The 20,088-nt window shown below is 65.5% G+C and carries 14 protein-coding genes and 1 tRNA gene; 5 read left to right on the top strand and 10 right to left on the bottom strand.

What is annotated here, in order from left to right; all coding sequences use genetic code 11:
* Positions 1–171 precede the first annotated feature (171 nt).
* Together Q8O14_08185 and Q8O14_08180 are read right to left on the bottom strand one after the other, a co-directional pair.
* The gene (locus Q8O14_08185; GenBank protein MDP2360717.1) at positions 172–3,339 is read right to left on the bottom strand and encodes an AAA family ATPase; all 3,168 of its coding nucleotides are present in this window, start codon (positions 3,337–3,339) and stop codon (positions 172–174) included.
* 390 nt (positions 3,340–3,729) lie between these two features.
* Positions 3,730–5,451 carry a T9SS type A sorting domain-containing protein gene (locus Q8O14_08180; GenBank protein MDP2360716.1) on the bottom strand — a complete coding sequence of 574 codons (1,722 nt, stop codon included), beginning with the start codon at positions 5,449–5,451 and terminating at the stop codon, positions 3,730–3,732.
* Between the two features lie 410 nt (positions 5,452–5,861).
* Here Q8O14_08180 and Q8O14_08175 point away from each other — a divergent pair, with 410 nt between their 5' ends.
* Together Q8O14_08175 and Q8O14_08170 are read left to right on the top strand one after the other, a co-directional pair.
* The gene (locus Q8O14_08175) at positions 5,862–6,251 is read left to right on the top strand and encodes a hypothetical protein (protein MDP2360715.1); all 390 of its coding nucleotides are present in this window, start codon (positions 5,862–5,864) and stop codon (positions 6,249–6,251) included.
* A 35-nt stretch (positions 6,252–6,286) separates the two neighbouring features.
* On the top strand, positions 6,287–6,685 hold the full coding sequence (locus Q8O14_08170) for a hypothetical protein (protein ID MDP2360714.1): 399 nt from the start codon (positions 6,287–6,289) through the stop codon (positions 6,683–6,685).
* A gap of 3 nt (positions 6,686–6,688) precedes the next feature.
* Here Q8O14_08170 and Q8O14_08165 read toward each other — a convergent pair whose 3' ends face one another.
* The 4 genes from Q8O14_08165 to Q8O14_08150 form a co-directional block, all read right to left on the bottom strand.
* Entirely contained in the window at positions 6,689–9,043 is a 2,355-nt protein-coding gene (locus Q8O14_08165) for a site-specific DNA-methyltransferase (protein ID MDP2360713.1), read from the bottom strand.
* Between the two features lie 104 nt (positions 9,044–9,147).
* Positions 9,148–10,839, bottom strand: coding sequence for a putative DNA binding domain-containing protein (locus Q8O14_08160; protein MDP2360712.1), 1,692 nt, complete (start codon positions 10,837–10,839; stop codon positions 9,148–9,150).
* On the bottom strand, positions 10,836–13,550 hold the full coding sequence (locus tag Q8O14_08155; protein MDP2360711.1) for a DEAD/DEAH box helicase family protein: 2,715 nt from the start codon (positions 13,548–13,550) through the stop codon (positions 10,836–10,838). The genes Q8O14_08160 and Q8O14_08155 overlap by 4 nt, the downstream gene beginning before the upstream one ends.
* A 165-nt stretch (positions 13,551–13,715) precedes the next feature.
* A tRNA-Sec gene (locus tag Q8O14_08150) sits at positions 13,716–13,813 on the bottom strand.
* 153 nt (positions 13,814–13,966) lie between these two features.
* Between Q8O14_08150 and Q8O14_08145 the strand changes: the two genes are divergently transcribed.
* The 3 genes from Q8O14_08145 to Q8O14_08135 all read left to right on the top strand — a co-directional run bounded on the left by Q8O14_08145 (position 13,967) and on the right by Q8O14_08135 (position 15,916).
* Positions 13,967–14,737: a VOC family protein gene (locus Q8O14_08145; GenBank protein MDP2360710.1), complete on the top strand. Its 771-nt coding sequence runs from the start codon at positions 13,967–13,969 to the stop codon at positions 14,735–14,737.
* A 262-nt stretch (positions 14,738–14,999) separates the two neighbouring features.
* Positions 15,000–15,608, top strand: coding sequence for a hypothetical protein (locus Q8O14_08140; GenBank protein ID MDP2360709.1), 609 nt, complete (start codon positions 15,000–15,002; stop codon positions 15,606–15,608).
* A gap of 11 nt (positions 15,609–15,619) precedes the next feature.
* Positions 15,620–15,916: a hypothetical protein gene (locus tag Q8O14_08135; protein MDP2360708.1), complete on the top strand. Its 297-nt coding sequence runs from the start codon at positions 15,620–15,622 to the stop codon at positions 15,914–15,916.
* An 89-nt stretch (positions 15,917–16,005) separates the two neighbouring features.
* Here Q8O14_08135 and Q8O14_08130 read toward each other — a convergent pair whose 3' ends face one another.
* The 4 genes from Q8O14_08130 to Q8O14_08115 form a co-directional block, all read right to left on the bottom strand.
* The gene (locus Q8O14_08130; GenBank protein ID MDP2360707.1) at positions 16,006–16,371 is read right to left on the bottom strand and encodes a hypothetical protein; all 366 of its coding nucleotides are present in this window, start codon (positions 16,369–16,371) and stop codon (positions 16,006–16,008) included.
* A gap of 121 nt (positions 16,372–16,492) precedes the next feature.
* A complete protein-coding gene (gene rmuC, locus Q8O14_08125; protein ID MDP2360706.1) occupies positions 16,493–17,884 on the bottom strand; it encodes a DNA recombination protein RmuC in 1,392 nt (463 codons plus the stop codon).
* Positions 17,885–17,893: 9 nt separating this feature from the next.
* A complete protein-coding gene (locus Q8O14_08120) occupies positions 17,894–18,409 on the bottom strand; it encodes a cyclic nucleotide-binding domain-containing protein (GenBank protein ID MDP2360705.1) in 516 nt (171 codons plus the stop codon).
* Positions 18,406–19,554 carry an ion channel gene (locus Q8O14_08115; protein ID MDP2360704.1) on the bottom strand — a complete coding sequence of 383 codons (1,149 nt, stop codon included), beginning with the start codon at positions 19,552–19,554 and terminating at the stop codon, positions 18,406–18,408. Before Q8O14_08115 ends, Q8O14_08120 begins: the two co-directional genes overlap by 4 nt.
* Between the last annotated feature and the right edge of the window lie 534 nt (positions 19,555–20,088).

Below are 20,088 nucleotides of genomic sequence, written 5' to 3'. Positions count from 1 at the left end.
CCGACAACGCGAGGGTCAGCAGCCACAACAGCCGCCGCCTCCTGCCAAGGCCACTGCGCCCGCGGCGGATGCGGCCGGACCGGGTGCGTTCCTCCCTGCCGCGCAATGATGTCCCAGAGGTTCGCATGGGTGTTCGCATCCATTCCCCCTGGCTGACATTGAACACCAGGTTCAACTCATCACGTCGAACTCGCCGTCCCAGACACGGTCGATCCGGCCACTGCGCCAGCCGTGGACCTCGTCGCGCACCAGCGGGGTGGGGCGCTCGCGGTAGCGTCGCACCACCGCCGGGCTGCTCTTGTCCAGCTCCAGCGAGGCGCATGCCTGGGCGACCAGCTCACGGTGCCCGGCGGCGGGCGCCTCAGGTTGGGGGGCTACCCGCACACGGAGGGACAGGCGCTTGAACTGGCCGTTGGGCAGGGGCACCTCCAGCACGTGGTAGCCTGCCTCGGGCAACAAGAGGCGGTGGGCGCCGAAGCCCGAAATCGCCAGCAGTGTCCGCTGGCCGTCGCGCGCCGCCTCGTCCGGGACATCCAGCTTCGTCAAGCGCATGCCGCGCCGCTGCGCCCAGGCGTGGTACATGCGCGCCAGCTGGTCCTGGAACATGACCAGACGCTGGGCTTCGCGCAAGGCCGGATGGCAGGCCTGGATCAGGATGAAGGCGTCGCTCGGGGCATTCTCTTCGACCGTGGCCACCGCCGCCTGCAGAAGAAAGAGCTGCTGCGCCAGTCGCTGCGCGGTCTGGGGTGGCAAGGACGGCCGGTTCGCGCCCGTCAGCGTGAGCCGCGTCAGGAGGGACCCGGCACTCTCGAGGCTGGTCTCGATGCGGTCCAGCAGCTCGATCCTCCCCAGCACGGTGAAGCGCCCAAGATCCTCCCAAAAGCCGGACGCGTTCAGGCGGGCGAAGGCGTCCTCCTTGCGCGCGGTCCAGCCGGCGCCCGCCACCGTCTCGGCGAGCTTCCGGTGCACGCTGGCGAGACGCTCGATCTCTTCAGGCCGGCTGGAACCTTCGAGCACCAGGGAGCGGAGATCGTCCGCCTCGTCTGTTTGGGGTGGCGCGGTGGACTGCAGCGCCACCGCCGGCGTGTCCGGATCGATAAACTCGACGCGCAGGCGCTGGCCATCACGGTGGATCAGCAGGAACTGCCCGCCCTCTGGCGCGCGCCGTTCCACGATCGCCAGCGCCAGCGGCGTCAGGAGATGGCGCTCGATGGCGCGCTTCAGCGGCCGGGCGCCCAGATCCACAGTGAAACCCTCCTCGAGCAGGAACTCGATCACCCCGTCTTCCCACTCGATGGCCCAATCGCGGCGGCGCAGGCCGCGGCGCGCCAAGGCCGCATCCAGCTCCTTGAGCAGGATCAGGCGCATGGCGTGACGGTCCAGCGGACGGAAGATGACGACCCGATCCAGGCGATTGATGAACTCCCGCGAAAAGGTCTCCGTGATGGCGCGCTCCACCAGGGCCGTGGAGAAGGCCGCCACGGTGCCGCTGAAGCCCATGCCCGCCCCCGTCGGCTGGGTCGCCCCCAGGTTCGACGTCAGGATGATGATGGCATTGCGAAAGTCGGCCAGCCGCCCGCTACGGTCACTCAGGCGTCCATCATCGAAGACCTGCAGGAACAGGCTCCACGTCTCGGGATGCGCCTTCTCGAATTCGTCCAGCAGGACGACGGAAAAGGGCTGGGCGCGGATGCGGTCCAGCAGCGAGTCGCCACCTGTCCCCAGCAGCCGGCCCAGGTCTTCGTGGGTCTTGAACTCGCTCATGTCCAGCCGCAGCAAGCGTTCGGGAGTGCCGAAGAGGAACTCGGCGAGGGTCTTGGCGATCTCGGTCTTGCCCGTGCCGGAGGGTCCCGCGAAGAGGAAGACGCCCGTGGGGCGGGTGGGATCGGTGAGCCCCGCCTTGTAGAGGGCAATGCGCTCGATCAGGCACTCCACCGCCTCCGGCTGCCCAATCACGCGGTGGCGGAACAGCTCTCGCAACTCGTCCAGGTTCAAGGAGCGACGCTCATCCAGCATGTCGCGCGACAGGCCTGTCAGGCGCGACAGAGCGCCCAGCAGATCATCGTGCTGAAGGGCCGCCACCGGCTGATCTCGTTCAAGGGCGACCTCCTGGGCAGACGCCAACAGGTCCAGCAACTGTCCGGGAAGGGCCCGCTGTCCGCAGAGCTGGGCGGCGTAGCGCTGGCCCTCCTGGATCAGGGCATCCGGGATGGCCGGCCAGACGGCCGGGTCGCGCCCGGCGGCCCAGTCGTGCGCCAACTGCAGCATGTCCGCGGCAGATGGCTCCTCCAGGCGGATGATGCGGAAGAGGGGTTCAAGTCTGGGCGCCGACCGAAAAACGGCGTCCAGGGACTCCCTGCGGATTTCCGCCAGCAACAGGTACTTGCCCGCCACCAGCGCCGGAAGCAGCTTGGGCAGGACGCCCGTGGGGTCATGCTCATGGCTGCCCGCGGTCAGGAACGGGATCAGGTCCTGAATCCGCCAGACGATGGGGGTGCTGGACCTCAGGGCCTCGGCTACATCGAGCAGTCGCTGTTCGAGCTCGCCCAGGTGTTTCATGTTGGCGATGATGTCCTGGGCCTCGGCACTGAACACGCGCCAGCCCCGCTGCGCCAGGCTCCGCACAATCATGTTGCCCAGGGCCGTCTTGCCCACTCCGGCAGGGCCCGTCAGCAGGACGGAGCGACCTGGACTGGACAGCAGCGCATCGAGTGCGCCATCCTTCAGGCTCTCCATCTCCGCGGTGGAGACGGGCTCATCTGGCAGCGGCGCTGGAGGCAGGAGACGGCCGATCGTGTCCAGGAACTGGGCCTGCTCCAGGCGGGCCAACTCGCGCCGCAGCGCGTCGGCTCCCGCGTGCGAGACCTCGCCGACCAACTGACTGATGGTTCTCAGCACGTCGGCATCCGACAGCTGCCGATCCGCATCCGCATCCAGATGAGGGATTTCACCGCGTTCGAGCATGATTTTCAGAAAGCGCTTCAGGGCTTTGCGGTGATCGTAGGAACCCAACCAGTGCCGGGCCGTGGCCATCAGGACCTTGACCACGATGGGAGTCTCGGCAAGTTCCACCAGGAGGCTCAGGGCCTGGCCGCCCGCCCGGGCATCCAGCAGGTGCAGCCTGTCGATCAATGCGTCCACATCCTCGGCGGTGGCGACACGGTGCAGGGCTGTCAGCACGGCTGAATCGATCACGGAATGGCTCTCTTCGTCGAGACAACCGAGCAACTGGCTCGCCGGAGCGCGGCTGAGCTTGTCAACAGCCCCCAGAAAGACCTTGTGACGCCGGAGTTCTTCGGCATCCAGCGAGTCCGCCAGTTCGATCAGCGGCGCGCACACCTTCAGCAGTTCCTCCTTCGGCCCGGGAGCGCCCTCACGGCGCGCGCGCGAGCTCTCTGCCTCAACTCTCGTCAACTTTGGAGCGACAGGTTCACCCGACACGTCAATGGCTCGTCTTCCGCCCCGTTGCCCATGGCGCAAGGCCATGACGATCAGCGCCGCGAGAAGGACGGTGATCAGGACTTCCATACTCCTCTCTCCATTCGGCGGCGGCCTGATCCCGGACCGGGCCTGCCGCCACTCCAGATTCATCCGCTCGATGCAGACGCCGACAGGTCGTGGCGGATGACACTCGGCACATCCCCCGTGCCCCGCACCGCTTCCGCTCCAAGACTGGACAGGCGGGACCTCGCACCAGGAGGTGAGTGGTCTGCGCCGCCGGGGGGGGTATCAGCGCAGATGCCGCACGCGCAGCACAGCGCCGCGTCCGCCGGTCTCCACGCGTGCAAGGTAAAGGCCCGCGGGCAGGCCCGTCCCGATCGGCCCGAGGTTGAGGCGCAGCCAGCCGGGGCTCGGCGCATCGCGCATTTCATTCAAGACCTGCTGGCCCAGCAGGTTGTAGACGACGACACGCACCGGTCCGGTGGCGGGGGCCTCCACCCGGAAGGACCAGTCGGCCTGCTCTACCCTCAGGCGGCCGTCGTCCCCGCTGGACTCCCGGCGAGTCAGGGGCGGTGAGAGGGCGATCAGGTCCACGGCCAGCGTGTCATTGGCGGGGTTTCCGTCCTGTGTCCAGGACGTCCAGGCCCTGATGCGGTGTCGCCCTTGCAGGACAGGGGTCCAGGTGGCCAGGACGAGGGTGTCGAGGTCGGCGAAGTCCAGATCGACCTGCCCCGACGACACCACGCCGTCCACCTCCAGGCTCACTGTGACGCCGGCGGCCGCCTCCAGCCCGTGGTTGGCGACGATCACCGCCAGCTCCCAGGGCTGTCCCTGCACGACCACCTCTTCATCCACCAGGCCGTGCAGGCGCAGGGGGGCGGCATCCCGCACCGGCGGCTGCCCGATGAGCCGGGCCAGCCCGAAGCGGGCCAGGTAGCAGGTCACCCAGCTCATGTCCTCTGTGTCGGGATCGTGGCTGTCCGCCATGATGCCGCCGTCGTCGTCCGTGTCCAGGGAGAGCAGGCCCTCGGTGATGCGCCGCGCCCGCTCCGCGCTCACCGGGTCGCCAGTGGCGTCCTGCACGGCGAAGAGGCCGTTGGCGTAGGCCACGTTCCAGCTGCTGTCCCAGTCGTAGCCCGCCACGTTGTGCCAGTCCGTCCAATCCGGCACGTGAAAGACATGGTCCGGCAGCCAATGCTGGCCGTAGAGCGGCGCCTCGGTGAAGACGCTGCGGCACAGGCCCCACAGGATGGTGCCGCCGCTCATGGCCCACTCGTCCCAGGCCAGCCATTGGGCGGGGTTGGCCTCCACCCAGTCCAGCAGGTCCAGACCCTGTTCCAGGGCGGCCGCGCGCCAGTCCTCCCGGCCCACGGCCACGGCGTGCTCGTAGAGGCTTCCCGCGCACCAGCCCGTCACCAAGGCGTTGAGGCTGGCGTTGGCGGGCAGCGGCAGGGGATGCTGGGCGATGTAGGCGGCGCAGGTTCGGGCGTAGGCCCGCCTCGTCGTGTCACCGGTGGCCGCCTCGTACTCCCGGCAGGCGCCCAGGGCCCAGGCGCAGTTGTGGGCGCGGTAGTAATTGTCGCCCGGCGCGCCCTCCTCGGCCCAGGCCGGGTAGTTCGTGCAGTAGGTCCAGGCGGCGGCGATGTTGGCGTCGCGGTCGGTGCGGCCGGTCCAGGCGCGGCGCTTGGACCACACCCAGATCGCCTCCAGCGTGTTGTCGGTCTGGATGACGCCGCCCAGCGGCCCCGCCTCCGCCTCGATCATGCCCCCGTAGTTGGGGCTGGCCGGGTTGCCCACCTGCCAGACGGCCAGGAAGTCGCTGATCTGCTCGTATTCGCGCAGCCAGCAGAAAGGCCCCAGCGGCGCCGGCATCTCGCGGGCGGGGCCGGCCTCCCGCCGGGGGCGCTCGACCACAGGGCCCTCCCAGAGCTGTTCCGGGCGCTGGGGAACGGTGGCCCGGACCTCCAGGGTGGACAGCGCCAGGCAGAAGAGGGGCAACAGGGATCTCATGGGACGCTCCATGTGACAGGCGTGAAGTGCCGCCAACATGGGAATTGCCCTTTAGGGAAGGAAGTCTTGGGCCACTCGCAGGAGCCCGACTGGGCACAAGCTGCCGAGGTGTCCGACCATGGGTCGGACACCTGTCCAAAAAGTTCGACAGTCGATCTCCGGTGATGGAGCCGCACACCATCATTGTCCAGCCAGCCAATGGCCCACAGGGGCGGCCTCTCTGTCCAACCTCGGCCCCCCGGCCGTGTCCGCGACACGCTGACCGGGCGCGACTCGGCCACCGGACGACCTCCGCGCCTTACCCGATCGACAAGCTGATTCCCGGGCGGGGTTCCCGGCAAAGTGCCGGCGTCGGCATATCTTGCCGGAGTGTCCGACCCTTCGTCCGACACCTGTCCAAGGAGGTTGACATGTTCTTTGCCCTGATGGGACTCACCCTGGTCATCGCCCTGGTTCTTTCCGCGGCCGTGGCGCGGGCTTTCCGCAATCCGGTGGGGCGCATCCTCCAGCGCATCATCGCGGACGAGATCGCCGCCGCCTGGGAGCGCTACCTGTCCTTCGCCATGATCGTGGTGGGCGTCTCCGGCGGCGTGCGCGTCCACTCCCTGGAGCGCTACGTCATGCCGGAGGACAAGCTGGGCCAGGCCCTGGCCCTGACCAGCGAGCGGCTGGTGCTGGAGAACTACCAGACGGCCATCGGCACCCTGGGCGCCATCGCCTGGATGCTCCTCCTCTTCTTCGCCGTCGCCCTCATCGCCTTTGTCATCGTCAAGGGGCGGGAGCTGCGTCGGGAGGGCTAGCAGCCAAAGGCTTGGTCAAAACATCCGGGAGGCAGATGAATCGCATCTGGGTCAAGGAAGCGGCTCGTCCAAAGGTGGGGACGCCGGCGCAATCCGCCGCCCTGGCGGCTCTTCAGCAGTTGGTGGAGGAGCGCTACCGGCCCACCCTGCCCGCCTTCGATCCAGCCTGCCCCTTCAATCAGCGGGTGGACTACATCACCCGGCGGCGAGGGCGATTCCTCTACATCATGACCATCTACGAGACTCCGGAGCGCGACGGCGTCCGAGAACGTTTCGAGTCGTCGGTGGCGCGGCTGGAGAACAGCACCGGCCCCTGGTTCACCCTGGCCTGGCAGCGGCACACGGGGCAGTGGATCTCGATCGAGGCGGGCCTTGCCCTGGACGATGCCATCCAGCTGGTCCGGAAACTTCCTCTTTTCGAACCTGAGCTCTGACGATCAGCCGACGGAGACCGGCACAAGGATCATGGTGTCGTTGCCGAAGATGTCGATGACCTTGACCGCCAGCGTGTAGCGCCCGGGCTTGTGGTAGCGATGCGGGGCGCTGACCAGCTCCAGGTTGCGCTCGCGGCGGGTGCGGAAGCTTTGCCACTCGTTCTCGAAGATGTAGCCGCCCGTCCAGCGCTCTTCGAAGTCCTCCAAGGGCAAGGGCGGGGCGACCGCGCTCTCGTCCAGCAAGGAGTTCAGCGGCTTCTCCTCCTGCACGCCCTCGTCCTTGCGCACCTGGATGATCTCCTTGCGGCTCATGTAGTTGAAGTCCACGGCCCAGTAGTCGATCCAGTCTGTCCACTGCTTGGTGAGGCGCTCGCGGGTGACGACGCCCTCCTTGCTCTTGCCCACCTTCCAGAGCTGGCCCTCGTGGCAGAGGATCTGGCTCTTGCCCTCCTTCAGCTCCTTTGTCACCTCGTCCAGGCCGGCCTGGGTGTAGTACACGGAGAAGTCCGTCAGCTCCACGCGCAGGACGAGCTTGTCCGCCGGGTCGTAACGCGGCGTGGCCTCCACGAAACTGATGTCGTGGAAGACGACCTGGCCCTTGTCCACGGCGCGCTTGTCGAAGACCTCCGCCGGGATGTACTTGGGCTGGAGATCGATGCCCTTCTCCTTGGCCTCGCCCAGCGCCGCGGGGAAGAGGCCCATCTCGAACTCGAAGGCGAGGATGTCCGCCCGGCTGGCGCCGCGCTTGCGGCACTCCGTGATCACCTCCTCCACGAAGAGGCGGCCGACGGGCAGGTTGATGGGGCCGGTGACCACCAGGCGCCCGGCCTTCTTGCCGTGGAAGAAGCTCTGGTCGGCCAGGGGCTCGGCCTGGTAGGCGCGCAGGATCAACTCGCGGAACTCGCGTTCTCTTTGGAGTGCGACGGCTTGCCGTCGCTTTGAAAGCGGCAGCGAGCTGCCGCACTCCAAACCGATATAAGCCTGGCGCTCGTAGCGGCCCAAGTTGAGGATCTCGAAGGCGCGGAAGCCCTTGCCTTCCGCCTGGAGCTGCCGCTGCACGCCGATGAGGCGCTTGCGCGTGGTGTGGATGGCGAACTTGCCCAGGTCCGTGGCCAGCCACTTGCGCCCCAGCTTTTCCGCCACGGCGGCGGTGGTGCCGCTGCCGCAGAAGAAGTCGGCGACGAGGTCGCCGGGGTTGCTGCTGGCCTGGATGATGCGTTCTAGCAAAGCTTCGGGCTTCTGAGTTGGGTAGCCAAGTCGTTCTGATCCTGTGTTTGTCACGCGTGATACATCCGACCAAATCGTTTGAGGAGCTTGGCCTGCCTTATCGTCGAGATAAACAATCAGACCATCCATCCTTGGTGTGCCGTCGCGCTTTGTTGCGATTCGACCTTCTGCCCACCACGACTCAAGTTGATCGATTGTGTAGCCCCAACCTCGTGTTTGAGATGGGAGGGTTCCGCGCCACTCAAATTTTCCCGAATTGCTGTTAGGGCGTGGTGCCGTCATATCCTGCATCGTGTAGTAGCGGCCAGCATCGTCCTGTTTATAGCGCGCCAGTTGTTCCTCAGAGAATGACACAAGGTCCGGATGCCAGATGTAGCCGACGGAGGACTTTGATGCGAAGTGGATTGTGTCATGCACGCGGCCATACTGGCCAGTTTCGTTATGCGCATTTGTTCGCTGCCAGACGATCTCGTTGCGGTACGCGTCGCGGCCGAACGTTTCTTCCAATGCCAACCTTAGGTATCCACTTACCCGCCAATCACAATGCACATAGATGCTCCCATCTTCCGCCAGCAGATCACGCATCAGGATCAAGCGCTCATAGATCATGGCGATGAAGGAGTCCGCGCCGCGTCCCCAGGTGTCGCGGTAGGCGATCTGCTCCAGGAGGTTGGCCTCCTTGTGGTAGCTCTCGCCGCCGATCTCGATGTCCACGCTGAAGTCCGCGCCCACGTCGAAGGGCGGATCGATGTAGATCAGTTTCAGCCCGCCCGCCTCCTCGATCTGGCGGCGCAGCGCGCCGCCCTTCAGGCTGGAGAGGATGAGCTTGTTGTCGCCCCAGATGAGCTTGTTGGTCCAGCCCTGCACCTGCCGGCCGCGGGTGTCGAAGAGGCCGAACTGGGGATCGGCCGGCGCCTCCTTGCGTGGCTCGTCGATGTGCTCCAGACTCTGGAAGGGCAGCACCGTGGTGCAGACCTCGCGGCTCTTGCCGTTCCAGACCAGCTCCACCTGCCGCTTGTCCTCGAAGAGAAGGAAGCGGTACTTGTCGGGCAGGGGCCGGTCCTTCTGGATCAACTGGATGATGTCGCGCTTCTCGCTGTCGCTCAAGTCCAGGGTGGGGATGCGGGCCATGGGTGCTCTCGGTTTTCGGGTCCGTTCTTGTCAGTGAGTTACCAGAGGAAGGCCGTTGATAATCAAAATGTTATCCCATCGACTCGGTTGCTTGCTTCGGTTAATCAATGCCTGTCAGTTGGGTTCAACCGTGACGCAAGCCTCCACTTGGCGCTTTGGTAGCCCCCGACTCGTTCGATTTTTCCCATGCGTTTTAGGGCGGTCAGGAGATTGTGGAGCTTGTCTTCACGTTGCTTCTCGGAGAGAATTTCGGGCCACTTGCCAGCAAGCATGGTGCGCAACTCATCGCGACTAGCTGCCCTGAACTGCTCGATGAAGTCGAGGATCAAACGCTGATAGTGTGCGTCATCCTGCCGCTTGGTCAGGATGTAGTTGGCCCTGTTCCCCGTGGCGGCGGCGACTCCGGCCGACACGTGGAGAGCCGGCTTGCGCCCCTCCACCAAGCCTTTCCGCCGCAGGTCCCGCAAGGTGGCGTCGTCAATGGGCAACCGCTTCTGCACGCGGTCCAGGGCCAGGATCTCCTTCAGCGAAAAATCCCCGTTGACCAGCAAGGCGCGGCTGTAGTTCTCATCGATGAAGCGTCCGGGCAGAGTGAGCTTCACGTTGGCGGGGTCGCTCAAGTCATAATCCGGCAGCGGCAGCCGACGCTGGGCCTGCTTGAGGAAAAGCAGCTGCTGAATGCCGAGACCCATGCGATCCACCATGCGGAGCTGACCCATGGCCTCGGCCAAGAAACGATTGCGGTAGCGCTGCGGCACTCGATCTCCAAGGACATAGTCCAGCGGCTGGCCATCGAAGAAGGAGCCCGCGTTTACAAACACAAGTTCACCTGGGCGCTCGATGACCACGACCCGCGCGCAGCTGTGATAGTCTTGGTGTGCGATGCAGTTGTGCAGCGCCTCGAGAACGATCTGCTGATCGTACTTAAGAACGTCAACAGGGACCAGCTGGCCCGCGGGCAAGAGGGAAAGACGCAGGTTGCGAATACGCTGGAACAAGCGGGAGGTACTGAGCAGGAAGGGCGGAGCGAAGTGCTCGTAGTCCTGCTGTTCGCCTTCCAACTTCCAAGTCATCTCGGCGACGTAAGGACTCAAATGGTGTGTTGACTGCGGGTTCCCCAGTAGAATCAGGGTTGCCCGCGTCAACCGGCCATCAATCGTCAGCCGCGCGCGGTTCAAGAACTCCAGATTGCTCCAGCCACGGATCTCATCGTCCGGTAGGTTTCCTCCACCCAGCACGCCATGCTTGGTTAGGAACACACTGCGAGCCTTCTCCAGCGCAGCGGGATCAAGATCATCTAATGTGGCCCGCTCACAGACCGCGGCCGACCAATCCTCGGAAGCCGCCTGCCTACGAATCTCGTCGAGCTTGGCGATATCCAAGGCCACAAGGCTCTCGCCACTTCTGGCATAGTAGTGCCCATTCCACGGGACTGGAATGCCACGAGGCGCGGGTGGAATCTCGAAGAGCAAGACCCGACCCTTGTCAGTCTGCAACTCATGAATCTCGCGAAACGTGAAACCGGATCCCTGCTTCATGGAGTGCTTGAGAGTGTGCAAGTACGCGTGGTCGCGGCGGTAAACTGTGCCGACGACCGCTTTGGTCTTGTTGTCCACGCCCAGGACCAGCCACGCTGACTCCCGGCTCCTCAAGTTGGCCTCGTTGCTTAGCGCCGAGAAGTACTCGCCCATCCGCGCCGCGTTGGAGTCCTCCATAGTTCGCTTGAACTCCACACACTCGCCCTCCCAATCGACCAGGAGCTTCTTAAGCAAATCATGGAGCTGGGTCGACGTCATGGCAGATCCTTGTACTCCCGGAATCCCGCCGCCAGCGCGGCAAAGGTGGTGGGCCTGTGCTTCGTGAAGCCCTCCTCGTCAACGTAGACGAAGTCGTAGCGGCGTCCATCTGTTTCGGCGACGCTGGCGTCGGCGCACCACTGGGCCAGGCGAGTCATTTTACGCGGCAGCTCCAGCTCCTCGCGGCCCTTGGTCTCCACGATCCAGACCGTGCCGTCCACCGTCTTCACCAGGAAGTCCGGCAGGTAGGCGGAGATGTCGCCGTCGCTCTTCACGTAGTCAATCTTGAAACCGACGGCGTGATAGTTCTTGGCGAAGGCGACCACGTCGGGGGCCTCGTCCAGAAAGCGGGCGAAGGCCAACTCCAGGCCCTCGGCGTGCGCCTCGCCGACGATACGGTTGAAGAGCGACTTGCGCGGCGTCAGGTGTGGGCGCCAGTCCGTGCGGAAGGGTCGGACTTGACGCAGGCGCAGGCGATCCTCGATGCGGCAGTTGCCCTGGTCGCGCACAGTGAGGGCGTTGATGGCGGCGCGGAAGATTTCCAGGACGCGCTTGACCACCTCCGGCTCGGCCAGGTTGCGCAGCACCACCGGGTCCTCCAGCTCCACCGGAGCGGTGGCGAAGAGACTGTCGCGGAGGTACTGTTTGAGCTTGCCGAAGAGGATGTCGTAGCCGCCCACGAGGCGCAGGTCGTTCAGCAGGGAGCGCGCGAAAAAGCCCACCACGGAGCGGTAGTCTGCCACGCCCAGGCCGTCCAGGGTGATCGTGTGATCGATCTCTCCGTCCAGCAGGGTCTTGAAGACGATCATGCGCAACTCGTCCGCCGAGAATGGCTTCAGGGGAAAGCTGGCGGCGGGCAGCGCGGTCGGTTCCAGCTCCTCCAGGTCGCGGTAGTCGCGCTGGAAGCGACGGCTCAGGCGGGGCAGATCAATGTCCAGGGTCTCGAGATCCTTGGTGGACGACTCGTTCTCGACCTCCACCAGCAGCGAGTCCTTGCGCTCCACGTCCTCGCCCATGGGCACGCGCTCGAAGGTGACGCCTTCGCTCTGGATCGACTCCACGAATTCCATGAAAGCCGGCGTGCCCATCACGGAAACGGTCTCCCGCATCCCGGTGCCGGGATACATGCAGCGCAGGCCGCGGCCCAGCGTCTGCTCGGGCAGGATGTTGGACTTGGAGGAGTAGGCGCGCAACCCGACGATGGTGGTCACGTTGCGCACGTCCCAGCCTTCCTTGAGCATCAGCACGGAGACGATTGCCCGATAGGGGCTCTCCCAGGAATCGATGTTGCGGGACTCCCGCCGCAGCTTGTCCAGCTCGTCCTTGTCCCGGCCGCTGGAGGCCTCTGAGATCTCGCCGTTCTTCTTGGTGTGGATGACAAGCACGGCGCCCTGCAGTTCGGGGCAGAGCTTCTGCAGCTCCTCGCCCACCTCGTCACAATTCCTCGTGTCGTCCACCATCACGAAAAGGACGGCCTTCTTGCCAAGCCGCTCATGCTCTTCCCGGCTCTTGCGCCACTCCTCGATGCCAAGGCGCAGGAAGTCGACATACTTCTCGGAGAAGATGGCGCTGGGCACCTCTTGCAGGCGGTCGCGGCTGGCGGCGTCAGGTAGGACGGGATGCTTGACCACGCCCTGGTGGATGGCCTCCACCAAAGGATAGTCGGAGACGGTCTGCACGAAAAGACTGCCGTTGTCGTGCTTGGGCGTGGCGGTGACGTCCACCTGCAAGGCCAGGCGGCGGTCCCGCTGCAGGAGTTGGTGGTGGATGTCCTGCAGGCTCTTGAACCAGGCCATCCGCGGGTCGTGGATGTGGTGTGCCTCGTCGTTGAAGATGGCCAGTTCGTCGATGTCGCGGACGATCTCGCCCAAATCCGCGCGGCTGTCCGTGGTCTTGCCCGTCGGCCGATCGCCAAAAGGAGCGAGGAAGTAGTCGCGGAGGTCATCGTCATCCAGCGATGGCTCCGGTACATCGGACAGGTAGACCCGGTGGATGTTGGTCAAAAAGAGGTTGCCCACGTCGCGCACGACGCGCACGTCGTCCTGGATGTGCAGGGTCAACTGGAAGTCGTCGCGCCAGGCACGACCCTCGTGGCCGTTGTCGGGCAGAATGGGATCCGTGAAGAAGATGCGGTGGCCGTCGAAGTCCACGCGCAGTCTGTCCAGGACGATGATGTTTGGCGCGATCACGAGGAAATTGCGCGACAGGCGGGAGTCGGACTCGTAGAGCTTGTGGAAGTAGCTCCAGGCGATCAGCAGGGACAACACTTTCGTCTTGCCGGCGCCCGTGGCCATCTTGATGACATAGCGCGGCCAGTCCTCGTCGAACATGCCGGCCGATACCTGTCCGGTGGCGTCGAAGCGCAAGAGGTCGAACGTGTCATGCACCTGCCGGACCTCGTGGAGCCAGATGACGGACTCCACCGCCTCCCGCTGAGCGAAGTAGTAGTGGAACTCCTTCAGGCTCCCGTCGACCAGCTCGATCTGATGGTCCCGACCGAACCACCAGTTCAACAGGGCGGCTGACGTCGGGGACGCGCCAGGATAGCCGGTTTCCCTCCAGGCTTTCACCTCACGGCGGATCTGGCTGACCAAGGGTGGCAGCAGCTTGCCCATGGACGCGGTGCGCAGATCCTCCGCTGCAGGAAACCAGCGGTGTTCTGGATCCAGCACGGCAAAGGGGGAAACAGGAAATGCAGGATGTAGTGCCATGGCAGAAGGTACGGATTCAGTGAGTGGTCCGCCCTTGAATCAACTTGGCAAGAGGACATCGCCCTCGTCCGAGTTGCTGTCTTGTCTTCGGGACAGCAACAGGTCCACGGTAGAGAGCCTTCTGGCCGGATCGGCGCGAAAAGGGCTCCCCGGCGGGAGCCCTTTTGGCGGGAACGTCTGGGAATCGAACCCAGCCAGGACAGGTGCACTGCCCCGCAACGGCTTTGAAGGCCGCGGCCTCCACCAGGTCGGCATCCATTCCCGTGGCTGGAACATAGCCATCCCCCACTGGCGCCGCAAGGGAAGCTGTCCGCCGCGCGGCGCAGCTTCCTCTCGTGCCACCGGGCCCGCCTTGGTAGGTTGCGGGCGGGCCGCGCCAGGGGCCCGTCACACACGGACAGCCATTGGGAGGACAGATGAACGAGCGTCTGACACCGCAGGGCGGATTCTGCTGGGAGGAACTGCAGAGTGCGGACCTGCCCGCCGCCGTGCCCTTCTACCAGGACTTGATCGGTTGGGCCACGCGGGACTGGCCGCTGCCGGGCGGCGGCGTCTACACCCTCTTCGGTCCCGAGGGGGCCTACGTCGCCGGCGCCCAGCCCCATTCGCGGCAGGAGACCGGCGAGTGGACCGGCTGGCTCTGCTATGTCAACGTGGCGGATGTGGACGGGACCGCCCGCCGCGCCGTGGAGCTGGGGGGATCCGTGGTGATGCCGCCCCACGATATCCCGGAGGTGGGTCGCAGCGCGGTGCTGAAGGATCCGGAGGGCGTCCTCTTCGCCGCCATGCGCTTCCTGAAGCCGTCCACCGAACCGGAACAGCACCTGGGCGCATTCTGCTGGCGGGAATTGATGACGCGCGATCCGGCGCGGGCCGTCGCCTTCTACTCCGCGCTGCTGGGCTGGACCACGAAATCCATGCCCGTGGCCGGGATGGGCGAATACACCCTTTTCCTGGCCGGCGAGACCCAGGTGGGAGGCATGATGGCCCTGACGCCGGAGATGGGTCCGGCTCCCGCCATGTGGACGCCTTATGTCTCGTTGCCCGACGTGGACGCCGCGGCGGCGCGGGTGGAGGCCCTGGGCGGCGGGCTCTGCGTGCCGCCCATGGACGTGCCGGGCGTGGGCCGCTTCTGCACGGTGACAGATCCGGCCGGGGCGGCGCTGGCGCTCATCACATTCAAGTAGGGTGAGTGGTCTGGCCCAGAGGGTGTCGGTGCATCTTTGATCGGCGCAACCGGTGGGCGGGAGTTGTCTGATACCAGGCCGGTGGCAGGCCTTGCCCTTCCGTCGGGACTGGTATCTCCGCTGCCACGCACCATCGCTCCGGCAAAGTGATCGACCACCTCCACACAAAGTCGAATCAATGGCGACAGGGTGAGCGGCTTGGCTGTCCTGCCGCGGCCAGCCAGGGTTGTGCTAAGTTGGCGCTGCCTTAACGGGAGTCGAAATGTCGCTTGTCCGTCGATGCGTCCTCCTGGCGCTGCTGTTGGTCATGGGCCTGTCCTGCTCCAATTCGGCGCCGCCCGCCGAGGAGCCGCCTCTTCTCATGGCGTTCACCCTCTCGCCCCACCTGTTGGGCGAGTCCTTCTCCCTGGCGGAACCGGCCTTCAGCTTCCAGGCGCCCGCGGGCTGGGACAAGGTGGACTCCACGCGTCTGGGCCAGCTGGCGGGCCTGCTGCGGGAGGACCAGGATCAGTCCGTCATCTTGAACCTTGAAGCGGTCTTCCTGAATGCGAGGCAGGGTTGCACCCTGGTGCTCTCGCGCTGGCAAAGCGACAGCGTGCGCACCTGGCGGGAGGAGGAGCGCCGACAGCGGCAGCGGCTTGACGAGAGGTTCGCCGGAAAGGCCCTGCAGCACGCCACCTACCTCCTGCAGGACCAGCTTTGTCTGCAGAGCCTGGTGCAGGACAGCCTGATCGTCAACTTCAAGTTGATGCTGGCGAACGGCCTGCTCCTGGACTTCCTGGTGCCTCGCCAGATCTACGAGACCCAAGTGGAGCTGATCGAATCCTCGCTCGGCTCCATGTCCTTTCCATCCACTTCCACCCCAGAGTAGGAGGCTGTTCCATGAAGCTGGCCAAAGTGTTCGCCCCGCTCCTGATCCTTGCCCTGCTGGCAAGCTGCACGGCTCACGTCCACAAGATCGGCGCCGGTTCCCAGAAGGGTGATGTCGTCAAGAAGAAGCAGAAGCAGTGGTACGTGCTCTTCGGCCTGGTGCCGCTGAACAACGTGGATTCGGCCGTCCTCGCCGGCGATGCCAAGGACTACCAGATCAAGACGGTCTACAACGTCGACGACGTGCTCATCAGCTTCTTCACCTCCTACGTGACGATCTCCTGCCGCTCGGTCGAGGTGACCAAGTAGCTCCACCCCCATCCATGGCAAAGGCCCCGGCTGGTCCGGGGCCTATTCATTCCAGGCCGCTGCGCGGTTTGCGCATTGCTCGTGATCAATCAGTCGTCGATGCGTCGCACCCGGAACTTCAGGTAAGACTCCTTTCCAAAAGGCAGCAGACCGTCTTTCCCGGCAAAGGGCCACTCATTCAATCGGGGAGTGGGGGGCAGTTCCCATTTGGCTCGTCGCGAGGCGAAGCCCTTCTCCACGACAAGCACCTGGTATGTGCGCTGAGGATCGTAGCGGATCAGCCAGGCCATTGGCTGATCCAGAATCCGCTGACCACGGCGGCCGGAGAGGCGCTCCGGGCCGGAGGCCTTGAGTGCTGTTCCATCCTCTAGGACCCGGACCGCCAAGTCCAGTGCTTGACCCCTCCTGGACACGTGGAAGTCCGAAGCGCCCACCTGCAACTCGACGAGTTCCACCACCCAATCCCCCGGTGCGCGCGGCTGGATTCGGTGGGCGCCACACCCTGCCAGGAGGAGCCCGACGACGAGGAGGCCGATCCATCGTCCGCCGGTGCTTGACGTGTTTATCCATGTCATGTCACACCTCATCGTCCGCTTCCCGTGATGTTTCCTGACCCTCGATCCATTCCTGGGTGGGACGGGACTCCGCCCCGGGCAGCGCCTCCACCTTGCGCAACTTGTCCCCCATGATGCGCGTGTCGTCCTGGGCGTCGGCCAGCACCTTGCCGGCTTCGCCGATCTTCTTCTGCGCCTTCTCCAGCGTGTCGCGGAAGCCCTCGAACTTGCGCTTGACCACCGCCAGCATGCGCCACACCTCGCTGGAGCGCTTTTCGATGGCCAGGGTGCGAAAACCCATCTGCAGGCTGTTGAGCAGGGCGGCCAGGGTCGTTGGGCCTGCGATCATGACCCGGCTCTCGCGCTGCACCTGGTCGGCCAGTCCCGGTCGCCGCAACACTTCCGCGTAGAGACCTTCGGTCGGCAGGTAGAGAATGGCGAAGTCCGTTGTCTGAGGCGGCACGATGTACTTGTCGCGCATGCCGCGCGCCTCCTGCCGAATGCGTTGCTCCAGCTGGCGCACGGCCGCCTCGACGCCAGCCACATCGCCCTGTTCGGAGGCGTCCACCAACCGTTCGTAGTCCTCCTTGGGAAACTTGGCGTCAATGGGCAGGAAGACGGGGTCGTCCCCCTCACCCCTTCCGGGAAGCCGCACGGCGAACTCCACCACCTCCGCCGAGCGGGGCCGGGGCTTGTATTGGCGCTGGTACTGGTCGGGAGTCAACATCTGCTCAAGGAGGCTGCCCAACTGCACCTCGCCCCAGGTGCCGCGCGTCTTCACGTTCTGCAGCACCTTCTTCAAGTCGCCCACGCCGGCGGCCAATCCGCGCATCTCCCCCAGCCCTTGCTGGACCTGCTCCAAGCGCTCGCTGACCTGTCGGAAGGATTCGCCCAGTCTCTTCTCCAGCGTGTCGTGCAGCTTCTCATCCACCGTGCGCCGCATCTCCTCGAGCTTCGTCTCGTTCAACTCCCGCAGCTTGTCCAGCTGCTCGGCGACGCCCGTCCTGATCAGGGTCAACTGACCGGCGAGTTCCTGGCGAAGCGTGTCCAGGCGGTCGGCCTGCTCCTTGCGCTGCGCGCCGGCCTGGTCGGACAACGTGACACGCAACTGCTCCAGGCTCGTCCCGAAGTCCGTCAACTGACGCTGCTGGATCTCGCCCAGAGCGCTGATCGGCTCCCGCAGCGTTCGTCCCAGTTCCTGCACCATGCGCCCCAGTTCCTCGCGCAGGGCGCGGGCGCCCTCCTCCGCTTCCCGGCGCTGGGTGGCGCCCTCCTCCCGAAGTCTCTGCCCAAGCCTGTCCAGCTCATCGCGCAATGCTGTGTGGTCCAGCTCGACTCGCGGACGGCGCAGGAGCCCGATCACCAATAGGATCACGGCCAGCGCGACAAATGCCAGAGTCAGGATCCCGATCATTCCATCTCCTCAGCGGCCGCCCACCGCCTTTTGCTCGATCTCCAGCACCAGGGCTTCAAAGAGGTGAAGGACATCCCGATTGGTCTTCTGCAGATGCCCCGCCAGCAGGTGCGCCACGTGGCGGAGCAAGGCCAGTCCCACGCGGGGGTGCTGGTCGCCCAGCCTTTCGAAGGCCTCCCGGCGCAGCACCCAGCAGAGACAGTTCGTGCGCGCCTCCACCGTGGCAATGCGCTCGCCGTCTCCCACAAGCGCCACCTCGCCGAAGAGCGGATGCTCCGCCGAATCCAGGACGGCCCGCGTGTAGGGCTCCCGGTCCATCGTGTAGTCCAGCACTTCCACCTCGCCGTCCACCAGCAGAAAGGCGCAATCGCCCCGCTCCCCCTTGTGCACGATCTGGTCGCCGGCACGGTACCGGCGCTCCTCCAAGATCCCGGCCAGCAACTCCAGCGCGGCGGGATCGCCGGCCAGCGGCGCTGTCAGGGGAAAGGCGCCGAGCAGCGGCAGCGTCTCCGGAGTAATCCTCATGTCGGGTCCTCCCCGGTGGAACGCCGCACCACCACGGCCAAGGTGTGCGGCCGCAAGGGATGGTCGGGCGCGGGGCAGAGGACGGGATGGTGGGCTTGCACTTGTTTGGCCTCCCGCAGGCGGTTGACCAAGCGGCTGACATCCGGTGTCTTCTGCGCCTCGCGCAGGGCCTCCCGCTTGATCTGCAGCGGGCTGCCCACATTCTCCAGCAGGCCGATGAGAGTCACGCCCTCCCGTTCCACATAGCGACGATTCAACTCCGTGTAACTCTGTCCAACCAGCGAGGCGGGGATCTCCTCGAAGCCCATGCGGACGCCGTGATCCACCCGCAGCAGGTCCTCGAAGACGCGGCCCATGCCCGGCGAGGCCAGGACCTGGGCCGCCATGGCCCGGCGGAAGGCTCCGGGGTCGATCAGCTCGTCGGCCCCGGCTTCCACCACGTAGCGCACGAAGCGCTGCTCGCGCACCTCGGCGCAGAGATGGGCTTCGCGGTTGAGTTGACGGAAGGCCATGACGGCAAGGAGGGTGCGCGAGTCGGGCGCCGGGTCCAGGTCGTCGGCCAGGATCAGGGCCGTGGCCGCCCGCGCCGCCCCGGCGCGCTCCAGGTCCGCCACCCGGGTGACGTCGCCGGAGACAAGATGGAGGCCGGACAGCTCGGGCCGGCTCTTCAGCGCCGTCAGGCGGTCCAGTTCCTGGCCGCACACCAGCACGATCTGGTCGGCGCGGATGCCAGGGCCATGCTCCACCAGGGCCTGGAGAATCCCGTCCAGGTCTTCGCTCCAACCGCAGACAAGCGTGTGTCCGCCCAGATGGTCCATGCGTCCGAATCCTCTCCATTGCAGTAGCCGCTTCTGCAGGAAGGCGCCTCCTACCCGGGCCGCCACGGTGGCCACCACTGTCACGCCGGCGAGGACGACCAGGATGACCACCAGTTTGCCGCCCTGCGTGTGCGGCGAGATGTCGCCATATCCCACGGTGGTGGTGGTGACAACCCACCAGTAGACAAGATCGAGCGGGGTGCGCAGTTGACCCTGGCCGCGCTCCAGCCACCAGAACAGGGCGCAGCTGCCGACGATGAGAGCGGCCAGCGCCGCGCCCAGCCGCCACGCGCCGCGATGGTCCGCGAACAGCCGCTGTCGTCTCATCGATCCTGTCCGCGGCAGCCGGGTTGGGGCGGACCCACCTCGCCAAATGGGTTTGCCTGGACTGGATCCAATGGCGCGTCCTGTTCGCCGACCCTGGCCGGCGCATCGGACGGGACCGCCCGGCGAATCGAGCCGTGAAGACGGTGGGTGAGGCGTGGCGTGTCCATTCACTCTCCTGCTGGCGCCTGCAAGATAAGGCCATGGCGCGACCCCGGCTCTGACCGGACCAGGCTTGGCACGGCATGTACAGACCGATTGGCCTGTGTTTGGTTCAAATCAGCAGATCCGACCGCGACCTTCCTTCATTGCGGCAGGCCAGGAGCGCAGGAGCACGGCGCAGCCTCCCTTCCAAAGTCCGCCGATCAGACAAGGATCCCCCCCCGTCTGGATCAATCTGGTTGCTGGACAACAAGATCATCATGCGTATAACGACGCCAGCCTTCCTTTGGCCCTTACTTGGCCCTCCCTCCAATGGTTGATCGCCACCGCCATGGCCCCATTTCTCATCGTCCAGAGAGGCGAGAATTCGCGAGT

The organism is bacterium (genome assembly GCA_030685015.1).
Classification (GTDB): Bacteria; CAIWAD01; CAIWAD01; order CAIWAD01; family CAIWAD01; genus CAIWAD01.
The sequence above is the reverse complement of the archived record's forward strand: the minus strand, read 5'-3'. Positions and strand labels throughout refer to the sequence as shown.

What these genes read in the sequence shown, in the direction of transcription:
- Q8O14_08180 (MDP2360716.1), bottom strand. Translation starts at nt 5,451, where the DNA reads ATGAGATCCCTGTTGCCCCTCTTCTGCCTGGCGCTGTCCACCCTGGAG.
- Q8O14_08175 (MDP2360715.1), top strand. Translation starts at nt 5,862, where the DNA reads ATGTTCTTTGCCCTGATGGGACTCACCCTGGTCATCGCCCTGGTTCTT.
- Q8O14_08170 (MDP2360714.1), top strand. Translation starts at nt 6,287, where the DNA reads ATGAATCGCATCTGGGTCAAGGAAGCGGCTCGTCCAAAGGTGGGGACG.
- Q8O14_08165 (MDP2360713.1), bottom strand. Translation starts at nt 9,043, where the DNA reads ATGGCCCGCATCCCCACCCTGGACTTGAGCGACAGCGAGAAGCGCGAC.
- Q8O14_08160 (MDP2360712.1), bottom strand. Translation starts at nt 10,839, where the DNA reads ATGACGTCGACCCAGCTCCATGATTTGCTTAAGAAGCTCCTGGTCGAT.
- Q8O14_08155 (MDP2360711.1), bottom strand. Translation starts at nt 13,550, where the DNA reads ATGGCACTACATCCTGCATTTCCTGTTTCCCCCTTTGCCGTGCTGGAT.
- Q8O14_08145 (MDP2360710.1), top strand. Translation starts at nt 13,967, where the DNA reads ATGAACGAGCGTCTGACACCGCAGGGCGGATTCTGCTGGGAGGAACTG.
- Q8O14_08140 (MDP2360709.1), top strand. Translation starts at nt 15,000, where the DNA reads ATGTCGCTTGTCCGTCGATGCGTCCTCCTGGCGCTGCTGTTGGTCATG.
- Q8O14_08135 (MDP2360708.1), top strand. Translation starts at nt 15,620, where the DNA reads ATGAAGCTGGCCAAAGTGTTCGCCCCGCTCCTGATCCTTGCCCTGCTG.
- rmuC (MDP2360706.1), bottom strand. Translation starts at nt 17,884, where the DNA reads ATGATCGGGATCCTGACTCTGGCATTTGTCGCGCTGGCCGTGATCCTA.
- Q8O14_08120 (MDP2360705.1), bottom strand. Translation starts at nt 18,409, where the DNA reads ATGAGGATTACTCCGGAGACGCTGCCGCTGCTCGGCGCCTTTCCCCTG.
- Q8O14_08115 (MDP2360704.1), bottom strand. Translation starts at nt 19,554, where the DNA reads ATGAGACGACAGCGGCTGTTCGCGGACCATCGCGGCGCGTGGCGGCTG.